The organism is Acidobacteriota bacterium (genome assembly GCA_028874215.1).
In the GTDB taxonomy this organism is placed as follows: Bacteria; Acidobacteriota; UBA6911; order RPQK01; family JAJDTT01; genus JAJDTT01.
Window position 1 is genome coordinate 68,765 of sequence record JAPPLF010000028.1, and the last position, 17,683, is coordinate 86,447.

Sequence of the window (17,683 nt, forward strand, 5' to 3'; positions counted from 1 at the left end):
CGCCGAGGGGGCGATTAGAAATCGCCCTTCCGATCCGCCAGCCGCCGGCTCAGGATCCGGATCCCCTCCCGGTAGACGCGAAGCACCGATTCCCGGTCCCGGGAACTGGAGAATAACCCCAGCGAATGAATCTTCGCCACACTCTCCTCCATCTCCGCCAACACCTCCCGGGCAACCTCGGGCCGGAAGATGGACCGGCCGTCCAATTGGAGATAGATGGGGCTGGTGTGGGCGAACAGGGACCGGGCCAGCTCGTTCTCGGGCAGGTTCGGAGGAATGCGCAGAGCCACCCATCCCGGATCGGAAACCTGGAGAGGGAAGTCCATGTCGGCCACGAAATGACCTTCCGACGGACGGCTCGAAACGGAATGGACGACACGCCCGTTGACGATCAGTTCCAGGGCCTTGAAGTCCATGCGGCCCACACCCCGGCCCCGGACCCGCACCGTCTCGTTTTCGGAAACGGAAACCGTGCCGCCGGGCTGCCGTCCCGCGGCTTCCAACTCCAGAAACGGACCGTTGGTGATGTAGGAGCGCCCCTGGGAGAGGACCTCCAGCCATTCCCGCTCCGTGACCGGTCCCTCCAGCGGGACGTAGACTCGGGCGAAGTCGTAGATGAACCAGTCTGTTCCGGTCGAGAAGGGTACCTTCAAGCCCAGGTTCAGGTAGCGGTAGAAGGTCTCGGAGTAGTGCCCCCTGGAGCCCCCGTCGAAGATGTTCTGGGCGTCCACCAAGCCCGCCATCCAGTTGGGAAGGTCCTCGTGACCGAAGGCGTTGTGACACCAGATGACGGTGCCGCCGTCCGTCCGGGCCTCCCGAATCCCCGTCTGCAGGGGGCGTCCGTCGTTGCCCGCGCCCATGATGCCGGGGCCGATGCTCACCGGCCGGATCAGCTTGAGCAGGTTCAGGAGCATCACGTGACCGTAGCCCTGCTCCCCCGAGCCGAAGTTGTGGCGGTGCTCCTGGCCCCATCCGAAGTCGATTCCGCCACCCGAGAGCCTGTCGAGGTCCGCCCGGGTGAACCCGTTGGTCGTATAGCGGGCCTCGTCCGGCATTCTCCGCAGGTAGGAGACGAACAGGAGGTCCAGTCCGTCCCCCAGGGGCACCTCCCGCAAGTAGCGCTCGGCGTCCCGGAAGGTGATTCTCGCGAGGTGGAGATGGGTATTCCCGGACTTCAGCCCTCTGGCCCGCGGGTCATAGATGCGGCGCAGGGGCAACCGGATCTCCGCCCGGTCTCTTCCCGAAAGGTCCAGGGTCGTTGTCGTCTTCTCCGTCTCCAGTCCGTGCAGCGCCTCGATCCGGAGACGGGTCCGGGGAACCGCGAGCTCGGCGGACGGAGGCAGCGTGTGCCAGCCCCGGGACCGGTGAAAGAGCCCCGGCAGCTCCAGCGCCTCCTCGCTGCCTTCGGGAGTGACCCGGATCAACCCGGCGAGCCCGGCCCCGGTTCCTTCCTCCGTCAGGGCTACCTTCAAGCGGCAGACTTCGTGACCGGACAAGGCCCCGAATCCCACCGGACGGGCCAGCGCGGCGACGTTGTGCCGCTTGAGAAAGGCGGCGCGGGTGATCTCGTGCGCCCGGGCCGGAGTCAACTGCAGCAGGATTGCCGGCAAAAGGACGCTCATCGCCAGCGCGGGTCGGGGAAACGGAACCATCATGGAGGCCTCCTCATCGGGGGACTTGGGCGCGATCGTACCATCTACCGACGGAACGAACAGGCCCAGCCTGTCGTATAGTATGTTGAACGCCGAGGTGCCGCCCCGGTTTGGAATTCATCAGTTCCGGGTGGCTCCTCCAGTGGTCCGCAATGAAGATCCGACTGAAGGTTTACGGTTTCCTGATCGTCGTGGCGATTCTGGCCGCCGCCTGGCACTTTGGATCTCCCTACCTGGACACAGACTCCGAAGATCCGTCCGCGGACGCCTCCCAGGAAGAGAAACCGGAGGACGGAGCGATCCCGGTCGAGCTGGACCAGGTCGGTCAAGGCGCCATCTCCTCGTACCTGACCTCGACGTCCAACCTGAGGGCCCTGCGGGAAGTGGAGCTCATGGCCCAGGCGGAAGGCACCGTGCGCAGCGTCCTGGCCGAAGAGGGAGATTATGTCCAAGAGGGACAGCTCCTGTGCGTCCTGGACGACCGGGAGCTGGTGATCCGCCTCCGGCTCACCGAGGAGAAGCTGGCCCAGACCCGAATCCAGTTGGAAAAGGCCCGGATCCGGGGACAGAAGGCCCAGGTTCAGATCAAGAACACCGCCTTGGAATTGGACCGGAAGGAGCGGGCCTTTGCCGATGACCTGGTCAGCGAAGAGGAGGTGGCCACGCTTCGCTACCAGATCGCCGAATTGGAGCACGACGAGCGCGCCGCCGCTTCCGAAGTCCGGGAGTTCACCCACCGGGTCAGCGAGCTGGAAGCCGAAATCGAGCAGGTCAAGCTGGAGATCTCCCGCAGCGAGATTCGCGCCCCCTTCTCCGGCCGCATCACCCAGCGGACCGTTGAACTGGGCCAAACGATCCGGGGAGCGGATTCGCTCTTCCGTCTGGGCGCGTTTTCTCCGCTCTACGCGGACGTGCACGTCGCCGAGCGCGACGTCCGCCTGGTCCGTCCCGGACAGGTGGCCTCCATCGGTTTCGACGCCGGCGGGGCGGAGTCCATCGAGGGACGGGTGATCCGAATCAGTCCCGTGGTGGACGAGTCCACCGGAACCGTCAAGGTCACCGTGGAGCTGGTTTCGACCAATGCCCTCTTCAGGCCGGGAGCCTTCGTCCGGGTCGACATCCGCACCGACACTCGCGAGAACGCCACCATCATCCCCAGGAGGGCGCTCCGGGAGCAGGACGGCCAGAGCTTCGTCTTCCTGGTCCGGGATGGTCTCGCCCACCGCCGTCCGGTCCGATTGGGCTATCAGCGGGACCAGGCCGTCGAGGTCCTGGAGGGCGTCGTCCCCGGCGACTCCCTCGTGGTCGCCGGCCACGGTCAGTTGAACGAGGGCGCCAAGGTCCGGGTAACCGGCCCGAGCCCGTGACCGCCAGCCCATGAGAACCGTCAGGACCGCGATCCGCCGCCCGGTCACCGTCTCCATGTTCGTGGTGGCGGTCTGCCTCTTCGGGGCGGTTTCGGTGGACCGGCTCTCGCTGGATCTCCTGCCCGACATCTCCTATCCCTCCCTGACGATACAGACGGAATTCGAAGACGCGGCTCCGGAAGAGGTCGAGGCGCTGGTGACCCGTCCCGTGGAGGAGAACGTCGGGGTGGTTCCCGGCCTCTCCCGCATCAGCTCGATATCCCGCCCGGGCCAGTCGGAAGTCATCCTGGAGTTCGGGTGGGACACGGACATGGACCTGGCGGTCATGGACGTGAGGGAGAAGCTGGATCTGGCCAACCTCCCCATCGAAGCGGAGAAACCGGTGATTCTGCGCTTCGATCCCGCCTATGACCCGGTCATGAGGCTTCATCTGTATGGAGATGCCCCCCTCAGCCGCATCCGGGACCTGGCCGAACGCAAAGTGAAGCAGGGGCTGGAATCGACCTCGGGCGTGGCGGCGGTCAAAGTGGCGGGCGGCCGGGAGGAGCAGATCCGGATCGAGATCGAGGAGAAACGGCTGGCGGAGCTGAACATTCCGGTCAGCGAGGTCAGCAGCGTGATTCGCGAGGCGAACCTCAATCAGGCCAGCGGGAGCCTGTATGACCTGGACGCCAACTACCTGGTCCGGGTGCTCAACGAATTCCAATCGGTGGAGGAGATTCGGAATCTCATCATTCGGGATCTGGACGGACGCCGGGTGGTTCTGGGAGACGTGGCCAGAGTCTGGCGGGGGACCAAGGAGCGGGACGTCATCTCCCGCTTCAACGGCCGGGAGAGTGTGGAACTGCGGGTCTACAAGGAAGGCGACGCCAACGCGGTGGCGGTTTCCGAAGCGGTGAGAGAACGTCTGGAGCAGCTCAAGGAGCAGAAGACCTATCCCGGCGAGCTGACCCACGAGATCGTCTACGACCAGGCGCAGTTCATCAATCTGGCGATTCGGAACGTCGCCGCCGCGGCCCTCCTGGGAGGTTTGCTGGCCACGTTCGTCCTGTTCGTCTTCCTCCGGGACCTTCGCAGCACCGCCACCATCGGACTCTCCATCCCGATTTCCGTCATGGCCACGTTCACCCTGATGCACCAGACCGGCGTGACCTTGAACATCATGTCGCTGGGCGGCGTGGCTCTGGGCGTCGGGATGCTGGTGGACAACTCCATCGTGGTGTTGGAATCGATCCACCGCCATCGCCGGCGGAATGCGGATCTGGCGGAGGCCGTCTACCAGGGCACCCGTGAGGTGGGGAAGGCGGTGGCGGCGTCGACGCTGACCACGGTGGCCGTCTTTCTCCCCATGATCTTCGTGGAGGGAATCGCCGGCCAGCTCTTCAAGGATCAGGCCCTGACCATCACCTACGCCCTGCTCGCCTCCCTGGCCGTCGCCCTCACCGTCATTCCCATGGTCCTGTCCCGGCGAAGGATTTCGGTGGAGCCGGTCCGCCAGTCCGGAAACGGGCAGGCCCCCGCCGCAGGCGGAGAGGATGGCCGGCTGTCGCGCCTGGTGCGAGCCGCGGGACGCGGGGGGGCGCGGGTCTTGAAGTTCCTCACCGTGGATCTGGTTCTCGTCGTCGTCGGCGACCTGCGGCGACTGCTCAGGACTCTGGGAAGAGGCCTGTTGAGACTCTTGAACCCGTTGCTGGGACGGGTCGATTCCGGCTTCGAGTCTCTGCGGAGAATCTATCCCCGCCTCCTGGCCTGGGCTCTCGACCACAAGGGGAGCGTATTGACTCTCACCTTGGGCCTGGTGGCCGGCAGCGCCGGACTGGCCCAGTTCCTCGGAGCCGAGTTGATTCCGTCCCTGGTTCAGGGAAAGTTCTCCTTCGAGATCCAGCTTCCCCAAGGGAAACCCCTGGAAGAGACCGATCGGATCATCCGGGAAGTCGAGAGCCGGGTGTTGGATCTGGACGGCGTGGCCACCGTCTCCTCCAGCGTGGGAGGAGGGGCCGATGACCAGTTCGCCACGGGTCCGCTCGAAGAGCACCGGGGCTGGATTCACGTCTCCATGAAGGACGGCCGCGACAAAGCGGGCGAGGAGAGGGTGATCGGCCGGACCAGAAGCCTGCTGGGACAATATCCGGGACTCACCCACCTGTTTGGCCGTCCCACCCTGTTCAGCTTCAGAGAGCCGGTGGAGGTGGAGATCTACAGCTACGACCTGGCGGCGCAGCGGAGCGTCGCCGAGAAGGTGATGGATCGGCTTTCCGGGATCGACGGCGTCGCCGATGTTCAGAGTTCGACCCGATTGGGGAATCCGGAGGTCCAGATCAGTTTTCGGCGGGAGCAATTGGCTCGCCTGGGTCTGGACGAGGGTCAGGCGGCCGAGATCGTGAGGAGCAAGATCCGCGGCGACGTCGCCTCCCGCTACCGGGACCAGGAGCGGCAGCTCGATATTCTGGTCCAGGCGGCCGAATCGGACCGGGACGCCATTCAGGATATTCGCGACCTTGTCATCAATACCCGGCAGGAACGCACCGGCGCCGATGGAAACCGGAGTGGCGCCCAGGATGGCGCCCGTTCCCGTGCGTTCGGCGAGCGCTCCGGTGAAGGCGGCGCGGCGTCCGGATCGAATCCGGGCCGGACGGAGATGGGTTCCGAGGCCGGGGAAGAAGATTCCCAGGTGCCGATCCGGTTGGGGTCCGTGGCCCGGGTTCAGCTCTCGCGGGGACCCGGCGAGATCCGCCGTGTCGGTTCCCAGCGCGCGGCCGTGGTGTCGGCCAACCTGGCGGGAGCGGATCTGGGCACCGTCTCCCAAAAGATCGAGGCTCAGCTCTCCGGGATGTCCCGGGAATTGCCGCCCGACTCAGTGGTGGCGCTGGGCGGGCAACACCGTGAGTACGACCGTTCCCGGAGCAGCCTGCTCTTCGCCCTGGCTCTGGCCGTGCTCCTGGTCTATCTGGTGATGGCATCGCAATTCGAGTCCCTGGTCCACCCTTTCGTCATCCTGTTCACGGTTCCGGTGGCCCTGGTGGGGGTGGTGGCCGCGCTATTCGTGACCGGCTCCACCGTCAGTGTCATGGTTCTGCTGGGCGTGATCATCCTGGTCGGGATCGTGGTCAACAACGGAATCGTCCTGATCGACTACACCAATCAGCTCCGCCACCGGGGATTGAGCCGGCGCGAGGCGCTGATCGAGGCGGGGCAGGTGCGATTGCGGCCCATCCTCATGACCACCTTGACCACGGTCCTGGGACTGCTTCCCATGGCCCTGGGATGGGGCGAGGGCTCGGAGGTGCGAACCCCCATGGCCATTACTGTGATGGGCGGATTGCTTTTCGCCACGCTCCTGACGTTGATCCTGGTGCCGGTGCTCTACGAGGGACTGGACCGTAGAGCGGAGACTTCAAGCCATGCGGGGTAAGCGGCAACCGAATTCCTCATCGACTCCCACCGGAAGCCCCAGGTCCTCGGCGCTGGCCGGCTTCTCCGTCCGCTATCCGGTGACCATCTGCGCCGTCTTCTCCCTGCTGCTCCTGGTCGGCGTGGTCTCCCTGTTCAAGATCCCCCTGGTGCTGTTTCCCGACCTGGACCTGCCCTTCGTGATGGTGCAGGTTCCCTATCCCAACGCCACTCCGGCCCATGTTCTGCAGACCATCACCAAACCGGTGGAAGAGGCCGTGAGCACGGTCCCCGGAATCCAGTGGATGCAGTCTTTCTCCAGCAGCGGCAGGTCCGGGGTGCAGACCTTTTTCGATTTTGAGATGGATGTCCAGCGGCTGCGCGGGGAAGTGAGGGAGAGGGTCGAGCGGGTCCGCACTGAACTGCCGGAAGACGTTGAGCGGATCGACGTGGTGAACTTCAGTACCGACGATGCGCCAATCCTGGGATTGCGGGTCGCGTCCGAGAGGAACTTGCAGACCGCCTACGAGTTCCTGGACCTGAAGATCAAGAGGCGGATCGAGCGGGTCCCGGGAGTGGCCGAGGTCGAACTCTTCGGAACCCAGAGGCCCGAGATCGCCGTGTATCTGAGTCTCGATGAGCTCCGAAGGTACCGGGTGGATGCGGGCCGGCTTTTCCGGAGCCTTTCCGACATCAACCTGGACCGTTCCCTGGGCCGGTTCACGGACGGCGGAGTCCGCTACGGCGCCATGACCCGGGGCATGTTCCGATCCATGGAAGACTTCAAGCGTTTTCCCGTGAACGAGCGGGGTCTGCTGCTGGAAAACGTCGCCAACGTGGTTTACGAGAGTCCCGCGGCCCATGCCAGCCAGCACCTCAACGGCGAGTACGCGGTGGGTCTCTGGGTCCGCAAGGCGGCCGAAGCCAACACCGTGACGACGGTGCGGGGCGTTGAGGCGGAACTGGAAACGATCCGGTCGGACCCCGCGCTCGAGGGAATCCAACTGGACGTCATCCGCAACGCCGGCGCGGAGATCGTCAAGGCCCTGAAGGGACTCCTCACCGCCGGCACCGTTGGCGCGCTCCTGGCTCTGGGGGTCCTGGTCCTCTTCCTTCGCAAGTGGAGCGCGGCCCTTGTGGTTGCCCTGGCCATCCCCCTCTCTCTGGTCGGAAGCCTCGGGTTCCTCTACTTCGGCGGCCTGAGCCTGAACGTCCTCTCCATGATGGGGTTGATGCTGGCGACGGGAATGTTGGTGGACAACGCCATCGTCGTGTTGGAATCGATCTACCGGAATCTGGAGCAAGGGGCAGACCGCCTGCAGGCGGTCAAACAGGGCACCCGGGAGGTGCAGATGGCGGTGATCGCGGCCACCCTCACCTCCATCATCATTTTCGTCCCCCTGGTCTTCGGCGCCCAGAGCTTTCTCAGTTTCTGGCTTCGCCACTGCGGACTGGCCATCATCTTCGCGCTCCTCTGTTCCCTGTTCCTCTCGTTGACCCTGATCCCCTTGGCCATGGGACGCTTTCTGAAGTTGGACGTGGCTCGTGCCGCCGGCGCCGAAGCGATCTCCGCCGGAGGTCGCGGTGACGTCCCTCCTGCCGGGCACGGACGGAAGCCGGGCCGCCGGCGGATCATGGATTACTACCTGAAACTGGTGGCCTGGCCCCTGAGGCATCGCTTCCTGGTGGGTTTCCTGATGGTTCCACTGGCGGTCGCCGGTTCGACCTGGCTGCTACTGAACGTGGTCCCCGACAACGCTCCGGACGCCCAGGAGCCGGGCAGCCTCCGGATCAGCTACGAATTCACCGAGAACTATCACTACGCCAAGATCGAAAGGGACTACGTCGATCCGGTGGAATCCTTCCTGGCGGAGAACAAGGAAGCCTTCAAGATCGACCAGGTCTTCAGCTCCTTCTCCAACAACAATGCCTCGACCGAAATATATCTTCACGATGACGAGGTCAGCCTGGAAGAGATGGAGGAGATCCGCCTGGAGATCTCGGACGGTCTCCCGGTGATCCCGGGTTGCCGGATCGAGTTGTCCGGCCAGAGCGGAAGGCAGAACCGGGAAGGGATCAACGTGAGCCTCTACGGCGATGATCCTCGAGTCCTGGAGAGACTGCTGCGCGAGGCCCGGACCCGCCTGCGGGAAAATCCGGACTTTTCCCAGGTGTCCTCGCCCCGGGACAGCACTCGCGAGGAGGTTCAGGTCCGCCTGCGCCGGGACCTGGCCCGCCGCTACGGCGTTTCCACTCAATCCGTCTCCCAGATCCTGGGGATTCTGATGCGAGGCCGGCAGGTTCGGGGCTTCCGCACGTCGGAAGGGGAGGTGGACGTCATCGTCCGGCTCCGGCCGGAGGACCGGAGCGGGCTGGAAGACCTGCGCTCGGCCGTGGTGGGATACGGAGACGACGGCGAGGAGATCCTCCTGTCTCAGGTCGCCGAGCTTCGGATCGAGAAGGTTGCGGCTCAGGTCCAGCGGGAGGACCGGCAGACCTATGCCAACTTCTTCGCCACCTATTCCGGAGACAAGAAGGACGAGGGCATCCGGCAGATGACGGAGGTCATGGACGGGTTGGACTATCCGGAGGGCTACGGGTGGTCGCTGGGCTTCTGGACCCGGCGGAACCAGCAATCGGATCAGGAGTGGATCTTCAACATCCTGCTGGCGCTCTTCATGGTCTATTTCGTCATGGCCTCGCTATTCGAATCCCTGACCCATCCGTTGGCCATCATGCTGTCGCTGCCCTTTTCGGTGGTGGGAATCGCCGGCTTTCTGCTCATCACCGGCACGCCCTTCAACATAATGGCCAAGATCGGCCTCCTGGTGCTCATCGGAATCGTGGTGAACAACGGCATCGTCCTCATCGACCGCATCAACACCCTTCGGCGCCGCGGGATCGACCGCCGCCGCGCGATTCTGCAAGGTTGCCGCGATCGCTTCCGGCCCATCGTGATGACGGCGACCACCACGGTCGTGGGCCTGATTCCGCTGGCCTACAGCTACAGCAGCTTTTTCGACCTGCGTTACTTTCCCATGGCCCGCACCGTCATGGGCGGACTCATCGCCTCCACGGTGCTGACCCTGCTGGTGCTGCCCACCTACTACACCCTCTTCGACGACTTGACCATGTGGCTGAAGCGAAGCTGGCAAGCCAGCGACCCGTCCGCGTCCCTGGATCCTGTTGGCCAGGATGCGCCAGGTTAATGGTCCCGTCGTGAATCCACCGGACCAGTTCGGTGGACCCTACGCGGCGGCGGTCAAGTTTCGGATTTCGGACATCCTGTAGACGCCTGCGAGACGTTCCGTTGCTTGCCCCCTCTGGCGGAGGTTGCCGCCCGGTGTCATCATGGCCCGCCTCATGCGAGTCGTTGCTTGCGGCCGAGGAATACGGCGTCCGTATGCGGAGTGATCAGGAGGAGCGCCCATGTCGAGACGGCTCACCGTCTGGGGAGGCATCGGAGGATACAACGGCGTGTTTCCCACCGAGGGAAACCGGGAGAAGGTCTGCGACTTTCTGGATCAGTGCGCCGAGGCCGGAGTGAATCGTTTCATTCCCGGCTATACGCCGGGCCGGGAGATGTGCCTCCGTTTCGACCACGGCCGCGGCGGACACGATCCGGCAGACATCCTGGCCGTGGTGCCGGGATTTTATTCCGTTCATGGCTGGGACCCTCTCTCGTTCCTGGTGGAGGAGGCCCATCAAAGAGGCATCGAGGTCCATCCGTACAACGCCGTCGGGTACACGGGAATGACCGGCATCGACTACCAGAGCGGCACCCGGTTGCCCGAATGGCGCCTGACCCGGTTCGCCAACGACCATCCCGAGCTCTGGATGCGGCGCCGGGACGGAATGACCTGCTTCGACGTATCAGGATCGGTGGTCCTCAGCTACGGGACGCGCGAGGCCCGCCTCCACGAGCAGCAGCCGTTTCTGGAAATGGCCCGGGACTACGACGTGGACGGCGTCCAACTGGAATTCCAGATCGAATCGGTCCCGGGACAGGTGGACGAGCATGGGGTGATGGTCTACGGCTACGAGACGGCCATCGTCGAGGACTATCGCCGCGAGTCGGGCCGGGATCCCTTGATCCTGTCCAATCAGGATCGGGACTGGGCCCTGTTCCGGGCCGGGTACGTCACGCGCTTCGTCCGGGAGCTGAGGCGGCAGTTGGAGAGCCTGGACCGGAAAGTGTGCCTGACAGTCGCCGTGGCCTCCAATCCGGAGACGGCCTGGAAGCGCCTTCAGGACTGGCCGGCGTGGGTCGAGGAAGGTCTGGTGGACGAGATCCACATCCGGCACCTCACCGGAAATCTGGCTCACATCTTCGAGGACACGCACGTGGCTGCCCGGACCGTGGCCGGCCGGGTCCCCCTGGTGGCCCAACTGGTCTGTTGGGGCCCGCCCAAGCTGGTGACACCGGATCTGCTCCGCCAAGGCGCCGATGCCGCCTTGGCCGCCGGGGCCGACGAGGTGGGCGTCTACCGGGCCGACACCATCGAGCGCCTGAATCTGTGGGATGCGGTTCGCAGTCTGCCTGGCAAGGGGAACCGCAGGAGCGAAACGGCGTGACCCCAGCTCCCATGAGCTTCCGGCAACTCCGTGAAGATCTGCCCCTGACTCGGCGGCTGGCCTACTTTCAGACCGGTTCCTACGGGCCGACTCCGGATTCGGTGCTCAAGGTGGTCGCCGAGACGATGGCCTTCCAGAGCCGTCACGGGTCGGCCTCACCGGAGGTGACTGGAATTCTGCTGGATCAGGAGCAGCGGGTCCGGCGACAACTGGCTGACTTTCTGGGCGTCCGGCCGGAGCATCTGGCCTGGACCTCCAACACCAGCCAGGCCATGCAACGGGTTTTGCGGAGCGTGGATTGGCAGGCCGGGGACGAAATCCTCGTTTCCTCGGCCGAGCACGTCAGCACGCAGGACGCCTGCCGTGCGCTGGAGCGGCACCGTGGAGTGGTGGTCAGGACCTTCCCGGCGGAAGCAGGAGACGACGCACTCCTCAGCAGCCTGGAGGCGGCCCTGTCGGGCCGGGCGCGGATGGTCTGTCTCAGCCAGATTTCCACACTTGATGGCCGAAAGCTGCCCGCCCGGGAAGCAGCGGGTCTTGCCCGTACACGGGGAGTTCGGCTGATGCTGGACGGCGCCCAGGCTGTGGGGCAGTTCCCAGTGGAGATTCCGGCCCTGGGCTGCGACTACTACATCGCCTCAGGTCACAAATGGCTGCTGGGTCCCTTGGGTGTCGGGTTTCTCTGGGTGTCGCCGGACCGGCTCGCGGATTTTCGCCCCGATTACATCCCGGATGCCAGCACCTGGTTGAAGCCGGGAGACCCCCGGCCGCCGGTCACGGCCGCCTTGCGTTCCGAACTGGGGACCCACAACTACGCCCTCCGGATCGGCTTGGGCCGGGCGCTGGAAATCATGGAGGCGTTGGGCCCCGCCCGGATCGAGCGGTACGTCCAAGAATTGGTCCAACTTCTTTTCGGGGAGTTGGAGAATCGCCCTGGAGTCCGGATCCTCACTCCTACAAAGCCGGGTCGCGCCTCTGGTCTCGTCGCCTTGGAGTACGGAGAGCTGAGGGAAACGGGTTTACGGAGACTCGTCGAAGATCTGCTGGAGCGGAGGATCGTCGTCAAGTTTCAGCCGGAGAGGCCGGCGCTGCGAGTTTCCGTTGCCGCTTTCAACACTCGGGAAGAGATCCTTCGTCTCGTGGATGCTCTCGCAACGTTGATCGGCTGAGTCAGACTCGAAGATTCTCCAGAATTCGGTCGGTAAACGACCGGGTCGTATGGCCGCCGCCCAGATCGGGGGTGCCGTGGCCTTGGGCAAATGTCACTTCCACGGCCTGTTCAACGGCAACGGCGGCCCGTTCCTCCCCCAGCCAGCGGAGCATGTTGGCTCCGCTCAGGATAGCCGCCGTGGGGTTGGCGATGCCTTGGCCGGTAATGTCGGGCGCGGAGCCGTGGACCGGTTCGAACATGGAGGGGAATCGCCGCTCGGGGTTGATGTTGGAGGAGGGCGCCTGACCCAGTCCACCCGCCAGGATCCCGGATAGATCGGTCAGGATGTCGCCGAACAGGTTGGAGGCCACCACCACGTCGAACCGCTCGGGCCACCGCACCATATTCATGACCGCTGCGTCGATGTGGTATTTGGCCACTTCGATGTCCGGATACTCGGACTTGAGTTGTTCCAGGACCTCGTCCCAGAGCACGAAGCCGTAGCGCTGGGCGTTGGACTTGGTGATCATGGTCAGGTGGCTCCGCCGGGTGCCGGCCATCCGAAACCCGAAGCGGAGAATCCGCTCGATCCCCTTGCGCGTGTGCAGGGCGGTCTGGACCGCGAACTCATCGGGGGTGCCCACGCGGAAACGGCCTCCGTTGTCGACGTACTCACCCTCGGAGTTCTCCCGAATCACCACCAGGTCGATGTCCTGAGGCCCCTTCCCGGCGAGTGGCGTCCGAACCCCCGGAAAGAGCCGGGCGGGCCTCACGCAGGCGTACTGGTCGAAGCGCTGGCGGATGCGGATCAGCGGAGCCAGGGTGACGTGGTCGGGAATCCGGGCCGGGTCTCCGATGGCTCCCAGGAAGATGGCGTCGCTGGGGGCCAACCGTTCCAGGTAGTCGTCCGGCACCACCGTGCCGTGCCGGTGGTAGTAGTCCGAGCCCCAGGGGACCCGGGTCACCTCCAAACGGAAGCCGCCGTCAACGTCCTGCACCGCTTCCAATACACGGAGCGTCTCAGCCGTGACCTCCTGGCCGATTCCATCTCCGGGGTAGGTGGTAATCCGATAACTTTGCATGGTGTTCTCCGTCGATGCCGAGCGGGGTCAGGTTAGCAGTCGGGGGAGAAAGTCGCCACGGACGTTTCACGAACGCCCCAGGCGCTGCTGGAGAAGGATCCCGCAGATGATGAGGACCAGGCCGGCCAGGGTGGAGGCGAGGATCGGTTCGCCGATCAGCACCCGTATGAAAACCAGGGAGAGGAACGGGGAAAGGAAGACCAGGTTGCTGACCCGCGCGGTGGTGCTGGCCAGTCCCAGCGCCTTCAGCCAGAGCAGAAAGGTCAGTCCCATTTCGAAGAGACCGGAATAGATACCGCCCAATAATCCCGGCCAATTGGGAAACCGGATCCCCTCAGCCAGCAGGACGGTGGCCAGGATGAAAAGGGAGCCGAACCCGAAACTCAAAAACAGCTTCAAAACCGGGTCGCGCCGGTCTCGCAGATTGAGGATCCAGAACAGGGCCCAGACCAGTGAGGAGCCCAGCGCCAGAGAGGAGCCCAGTGGGTGTGAGACGCTCAAGGCTCCCAGGTTCCCCCGCGTGGCGATCAGAATCACGCCGACGAAGCTGACCAGGATGGCGCCCACGCTTCTTGCGCCGATCCTCTGCCCCAACAGAGGCACCGAGAGGAGAACCAGGACGACAGGCCAGGTGTAGTTCAGGGCCAGGGCTTCCTGGGCCGGGATCAACGAGTAGGCCTTGAACAGAACCAGGTAGTAGAGGTACGGATTCAGGGCGCCGAGGCCGGCGGAACGGAGGAGTTCGCGGCCGGTGAGCCGACGCAGGAGGGAGGCCTTTCCCTGGGCCGCCAGCACCAGAAACAGGGCCAGAAAGGCCGTCCAGGAGGAGATCAGGAGCAGATGGATGACGTCCACGTGCCTCAGGGTCAGCTTGAAGACGGAGGCGACGGTGGACCAGAGAAATACGGCGGACAGGGCGTAGAGCCACGCTCGGCCGGGCATGGCCCGGATTGTCCCAGGATGCCGGAAAGGATGCTACCGGCGGCCTGTCAGCCGCCCCGTGCAATTCTGTCGACGCGGCCGGAACTCATGAAGACGATCAGGCCGGTCCGGGCTTCGGTCGATCGGAGGTAGTCGCGAATCTGCCGGTGATACATGGCGACCTGTTTCACGGCAGGTTTCACGTCGCTCTTCCAGTCCACCACCACGTCGATGCGCCCCTTCCCGTCAATGGCGACGGCGTCGGCAATGCCGGCCGTGAGAGATACCGCCGAACCCTCGACGGCGCTGGCGTAGACCGGAAACTCGGGAACCAGCCGCGGCCGGAGGGCAGCGACTTGGGGAAGTCGCAGGGTCCGCATCACTGTGGCCGCCATCTCGGCACTGGACGGCCCCGCCGCCGCATCTTCTTCGTCGTCAAGGCCCAATTGACCAATCAGGTCGGCGGCTCGCGCCCGCACGGCGGCCTCATCCGAATGGATTTCTCCGGTCAGGAGTTCCTCCATCAGTTTGTGCAGGATCAGTCCGCGGGTCCATCCTCCTTGGACCGGCGTCTCTTGGGCCACGCCTGGAACAGCTTTCAATGTCGCCTCAATACCGGCAGATACGGCTTCCTCTTCTTCCTCCGGTTCCACGGGCGCCTCGTGACGAGACGGTCGATCCCATGATATTTGCCGCCGGTTCGCATGGATCTCGGCAGCCTCCCGTTTCCAGGTGGCAAGATCCTGAGCATTGGGACTGGAGCCGGCTCCAGGTCCCGGCGCTCCTCGGAACCCTCCGCCGGCTGAAATCGAAGGAAGGGAATCGAGATCGATGTCGATCAGGCTGAGCCAATCGTTGGGAATCCTTGCGTTCTGCCTGGGGAGCAGCAGCAGGTCCCGGGCGCGGGTCAGCGCCACGTACCAGAGACGGACCCGTTCCGCGTTCAGCTCGAGTTCTTCGTCCGAGCGGACTTCCGAGTATTCGGGGCTCGAAAAGAGGCGACTCTTGATGTGGATGCTGTCGTCCCGGCGCCCGTAGAGGAATCCGGTCACCCGCCGCGGTGTGGTCGTCGAGTTGATGGGAATCACGATGGGCCACTCGAGCCCCTTGGCCGAATGCATGGTGATGATCGACACTGCGTCGGCCGCGGCGTCGGGACGGCCCTCGGCTTGCGCGTCCTGGTCGTTCCAGCGCTGCCAGAGGGCGCGGGCGAAGTCGCCGATTCCGCGCCCCGCGTAGGCTCGCGCCATTTCCAGGACCAGCTCCACGTTGGCAAGTGCCCGCTCGGCTCCCCGCGGATGGCGCGCCTTAAGAATGGAATTCACGTGCAGCTCTTCGACCGCTTCCACCAGGAGATGGTACGGGGTCAGCCGCCGGGCCTTTCGCGCCAGGTTCTGCAACACCTCCAGGGTCCTCCGGAGCACGGGGTTGCCGATGGAGTCCAGGTCGGTCCAGAGAGAGAGGCGCACGGCGCCCTTCGTCTCGGGACCGTGGCCGGAGTCGCCGCGTTCGGATCGGACATGGAGCGCCTCGATCTCGTCGGCGATCTCTTCTTCGGTGAGCCCCACCAGGGGGCCTCGAATCAGAGCCCCCAGCGCCAGCGTGTCACGTGCATCGGCGATGACTCGCGCGATGGCGATGAGGTCCTGGACCTCCTGCCGGCGATAGAAGCCCTTTCCGGCCTGAGTGGCGATGGGAAGCTCCAGATCCTCGAAGGCCTGCTCATAGATCCAGAGACTGGTGCCGGTGGGGGCGAGGAGAGCGATGTCTCCGGCCCTCGCCGGCCTGTGCGATTCCCCCTGCTTGCCGCCAACCGGATAGGCTCCGATGAGGTCTGCGACGACGGCAGCCACGGCTTGGGCCTCTTTCCGGCGGACACGATGGACGCTCGGTTTCCCCCGGGCGTTTCTGTCCGACGCATCCAGCTCGATGTCGAAGGCGGCGACGCAGGGTCTGCCATCGCCTGGACGTATCGCCTTGAGAAGTGTGAATCCAGGCTGGCCCCGGGACTTGTCCAGGAGCCGCTCGAAATGCCGATTGACGTATTCCAGGATCGGCCTCCGGGTGCGGAAATTGGCGGTGATGTCCAGGATGGCGGACGGGTCGTGTTGCTCAAGAGCCTTTTTTGCCAGCAAGTAGGTGTTGACGTCCGCGCCACGGAACCGGTAAATGGCCTGTTTCGGATCTGCCACGACAAACAGCGCGCCCGGACGAATGCCCCGGTCGTGCCAGGGCGAAGCGGGGTCTCCCTCGCCGGCGAGCCTCCAGATGATCTCGGACTGCAGGGGATCGGTATCCTGAAACTCGTCCACCAGGATGCGGGGATAGCGGCGCGCCAGCGCCTTCCGCACGGATTCGTTGTTTTTCAGGAGATCCCGCGCCTGGTACAGGAGGTCGTCGAAATCAAGAAGAGCGGCGTTTCGCTTGTAGTCCCCGTAGAGCTCGCGGAAGCGGTCGAACTCCGCCACGAAAAGCGCCGACGCCAGGGCGTCGAGCTGAGTCCGAAACATCGCATAGGCCATGGAGCAAGTGTCGTAGTAAGTTTGCCCGGCCGCACTGAGTTGCTCCCCCAACGCGACGCTTCCGCCGATGGCCGCAGCCGCGTTCCTCCATTTGGTCTTGCGGCGCCACTGCTTGAACTCTCCTGTCCCCCGCTTGCAGGCGGAGGGGGGCTGATGACCCAGAAGCGCCGCCAGGGGTCGGCCGGTCAGGCGCTGCCTGCCCGCCTCGTCCACGAGATCGGCGACCCGCAGGAGATCCTGGATCATTTCCCCGGTGTCCGGCTCCTCTACGCCGCAGTTTCGGTACCAGGCGGCAAGCTCGCCGGTGGATTCCACGAGCCGTTCAAAGACCGTCGAATCGACCTCGGCCGGGGCGGCTTCCGCGGTGCGGTGTTCCTTCAGGAACCGGGCCGTCCGCCTGACGAGCCTCAGCGTTTCGTCGGGCGCCGCCAGCACCAGGGCGGCCAGGAAATCCCCTTCCCCGCCAGCGTCCCCGATGGGAGGAATGCGCCCCAGGCCATCGGCGCCCCGGTCCCTTCCCAACCGAGCCGAGAGCCAGGCGTCCAACAGGTCCTGGTAGGCGAGTTCCGCCGCCGCCGGATCGATGACGGCGGCGCCCGGGTCCAGGCCGGTCTCCACCGAATAGGGCCGGATCAGTTGTTGGCAGAAGCCGTGGATGGTGGTGCAGGTGATTTCGTCCAGCGTCTCGCTTCCCCGGCTCAGATGGTCCCTCTGAGCCTCGGTCAGGCCGGATGGCAATGCTGCGGCCAACTCGATGGGAACTGCGCCGGACAAGAGATCCCGCACCAGGGTCTCGATCCGCTCCAACAGTTCGGCCGCAGCCGCCTCCGTGAAGGTGATGGCGACGATGTCCTTGGGATCAGCCCCCGCTCCGATGAGCAATGCCACCCGTCCGGCCATGAGCGCAGTTTTGCCGCTGCCGGCGCCGGCCTCCACCAGAAGCGTGCGCTCATGGTCAGTCAGGGCCGTAATGCGGGCCGTCGAATCGGGAAGGGGAGTGACGGATCCGTCAACTGTCATGTCG

At 64.8% G+C, this 17,683-nt stretch carries 9 protein-coding genes; 5 read left to right on the plus strand and 4 right to left on the minus strand.

Going from position 1 to position 17,683, the window contains the following annotated elements; translation table 11 throughout:
• Positions 1 to 14: 14 nt before the first annotated feature.
• Entirely contained in the window at positions 15 to 1,655 is a 1,641-nt protein-coding gene (locus OXT71_05785; protein MDE2925893.1) for a CehA/McbA family metallohydrolase, read from the minus strand.
• A gap of 149 nt (positions 1,656 to 1,804) precedes the next feature.
• Here OXT71_05785 and OXT71_05790 point away from each other — a divergent pair, with 149 nt between their 5' ends.
• The 5 genes from OXT71_05790 (at position 1,805) to OXT71_05810 (ending at position 12,153) form a co-directional block, all read left to right on the plus strand.
• On the plus strand, positions 1,805 to 3,019 hold the full coding sequence (locus OXT71_05790) for an efflux RND transporter periplasmic adaptor subunit (protein MDE2925894.1): 1,215 nt from the start codon (positions 1,805 to 1,807) through the stop codon (positions 3,017 to 3,019).
• A 10-nt stretch (positions 3,020 to 3,029) separates the two neighbouring features.
• Complete coding sequence (locus OXT71_05795) at positions 3,030 to 6,431, plus strand: efflux RND transporter permease subunit (protein MDE2925895.1); 3,402 nt, start codon at positions 3,030 to 3,032, stop codon at positions 6,429 to 6,431.
• Positions 6,421 to 9,618 carry an efflux RND transporter permease subunit gene (locus OXT71_05800; protein ID MDE2925896.1) on the plus strand — a complete coding sequence of 1,066 codons (3,198 nt, stop codon included), beginning with the start codon at positions 6,421 to 6,423 and terminating at the stop codon, positions 9,616 to 9,618. The genes OXT71_05795 and OXT71_05800 overlap by 11 nt, the downstream gene beginning before the upstream one ends.
• 220 nt (positions 9,619 to 9,838) lie before the next feature.
• A complete protein-coding gene (locus OXT71_05805; GenBank protein MDE2925897.1) occupies positions 9,839 to 10,984 on the plus strand; it encodes a family 10 glycosylhydrolase in 1,146 nt (381 codons plus the stop codon).
• Complete coding sequence (locus OXT71_05810) at positions 10,981 to 12,153, plus strand: aminotransferase class V-fold PLP-dependent enzyme (protein MDE2925898.1); 1,173 nt, start codon at positions 10,981 to 10,983, stop codon at positions 12,151 to 12,153. Before OXT71_05805 ends, OXT71_05810 begins: the two co-directional genes overlap by 4 nt.
• A 1-nt stretch (position 12,154) precedes the next feature.
• Here the strand turns inward: OXT71_05810 and OXT71_05815 are convergent, their stop codons facing one another.
• The 3 genes from OXT71_05815 to OXT71_05825 form a co-directional block, all read right to left on the minus strand.
• Positions 12,155 to 13,216, minus strand: coding sequence for a tartrate dehydrogenase (locus tag OXT71_05815; GenBank protein ID MDE2925899.1), 1,062 nt, complete (start codon positions 13,214 to 13,216; stop codon positions 12,155 to 12,157).
• A gap of 66 nt (positions 13,217 to 13,282) precedes the next feature.
• Positions 13,283 to 14,158 (minus strand): DMT family transporter, encoded by an 876-nt coding sequence (locus OXT71_05820; protein ID MDE2925900.1) that lies wholly within the window; start codon positions 14,156 to 14,158, stop codon positions 13,283 to 13,285.
• A 47-nt stretch (positions 14,159 to 14,205) separates the two neighbouring features.
• Positions 14,206 to 17,679 (minus strand): UvrD-helicase domain-containing protein, encoded by a 3,474-nt coding sequence (locus OXT71_05825; protein MDE2925901.1) that lies wholly within the window; start codon positions 17,677 to 17,679, stop codon positions 14,206 to 14,208.
• Positions 17,680 to 17,683: the final 4 nt, after the last annotated feature.

Bases quoted from the DNA above. Each gene is read 5' to 3' on its own strand.
- OXT71_05785 (MDE2925893.1), bottom strand. From the start codon at position 1,655: ATGATGGTTCCGTTTCCCCGACCCGCGCTGGCGATGAGCGTCCTTTTG.
- OXT71_05790 (MDE2925894.1), top strand. From the start codon at position 1,805: ATGAAGATCCGACTGAAGGTTTACGGTTTCCTGATCGTCGTGGCGATT.
- OXT71_05795 (MDE2925895.1), top strand. From the start codon at position 3,030: ATGAGAACCGTCAGGACCGCGATCCGCCGCCCGGTCACCGTCTCCATG.
- OXT71_05800 (MDE2925896.1), top strand. From the start codon at position 6,421: ATGCGGGGTAAGCGGCAACCGAATTCCTCATCGACTCCCACCGGAAGC.
- OXT71_05805 (MDE2925897.1), top strand. From the start codon at position 9,839: ATGTCGAGACGGCTCACCGTCTGGGGAGGCATCGGAGGATACAACGGC.
- OXT71_05815 (MDE2925899.1), bottom strand. From the start codon at position 13,216: ATGCAAAGTTATCGGATTACCACCTACCCCGGAGATGGAATCGGCCAG.
- OXT71_05820 (MDE2925900.1), bottom strand. From the start codon at position 14,158: ATGCCCGGCCGAGCGTGGCTCTACGCCCTGTCCGCCGTATTTCTCTGG.
- OXT71_05825 (MDE2925901.1), bottom strand. From the start codon at position 17,679: ATGACAGTTGACGGATCCGTCACTCCCCTTCCCGATTCGACGGCCCGC.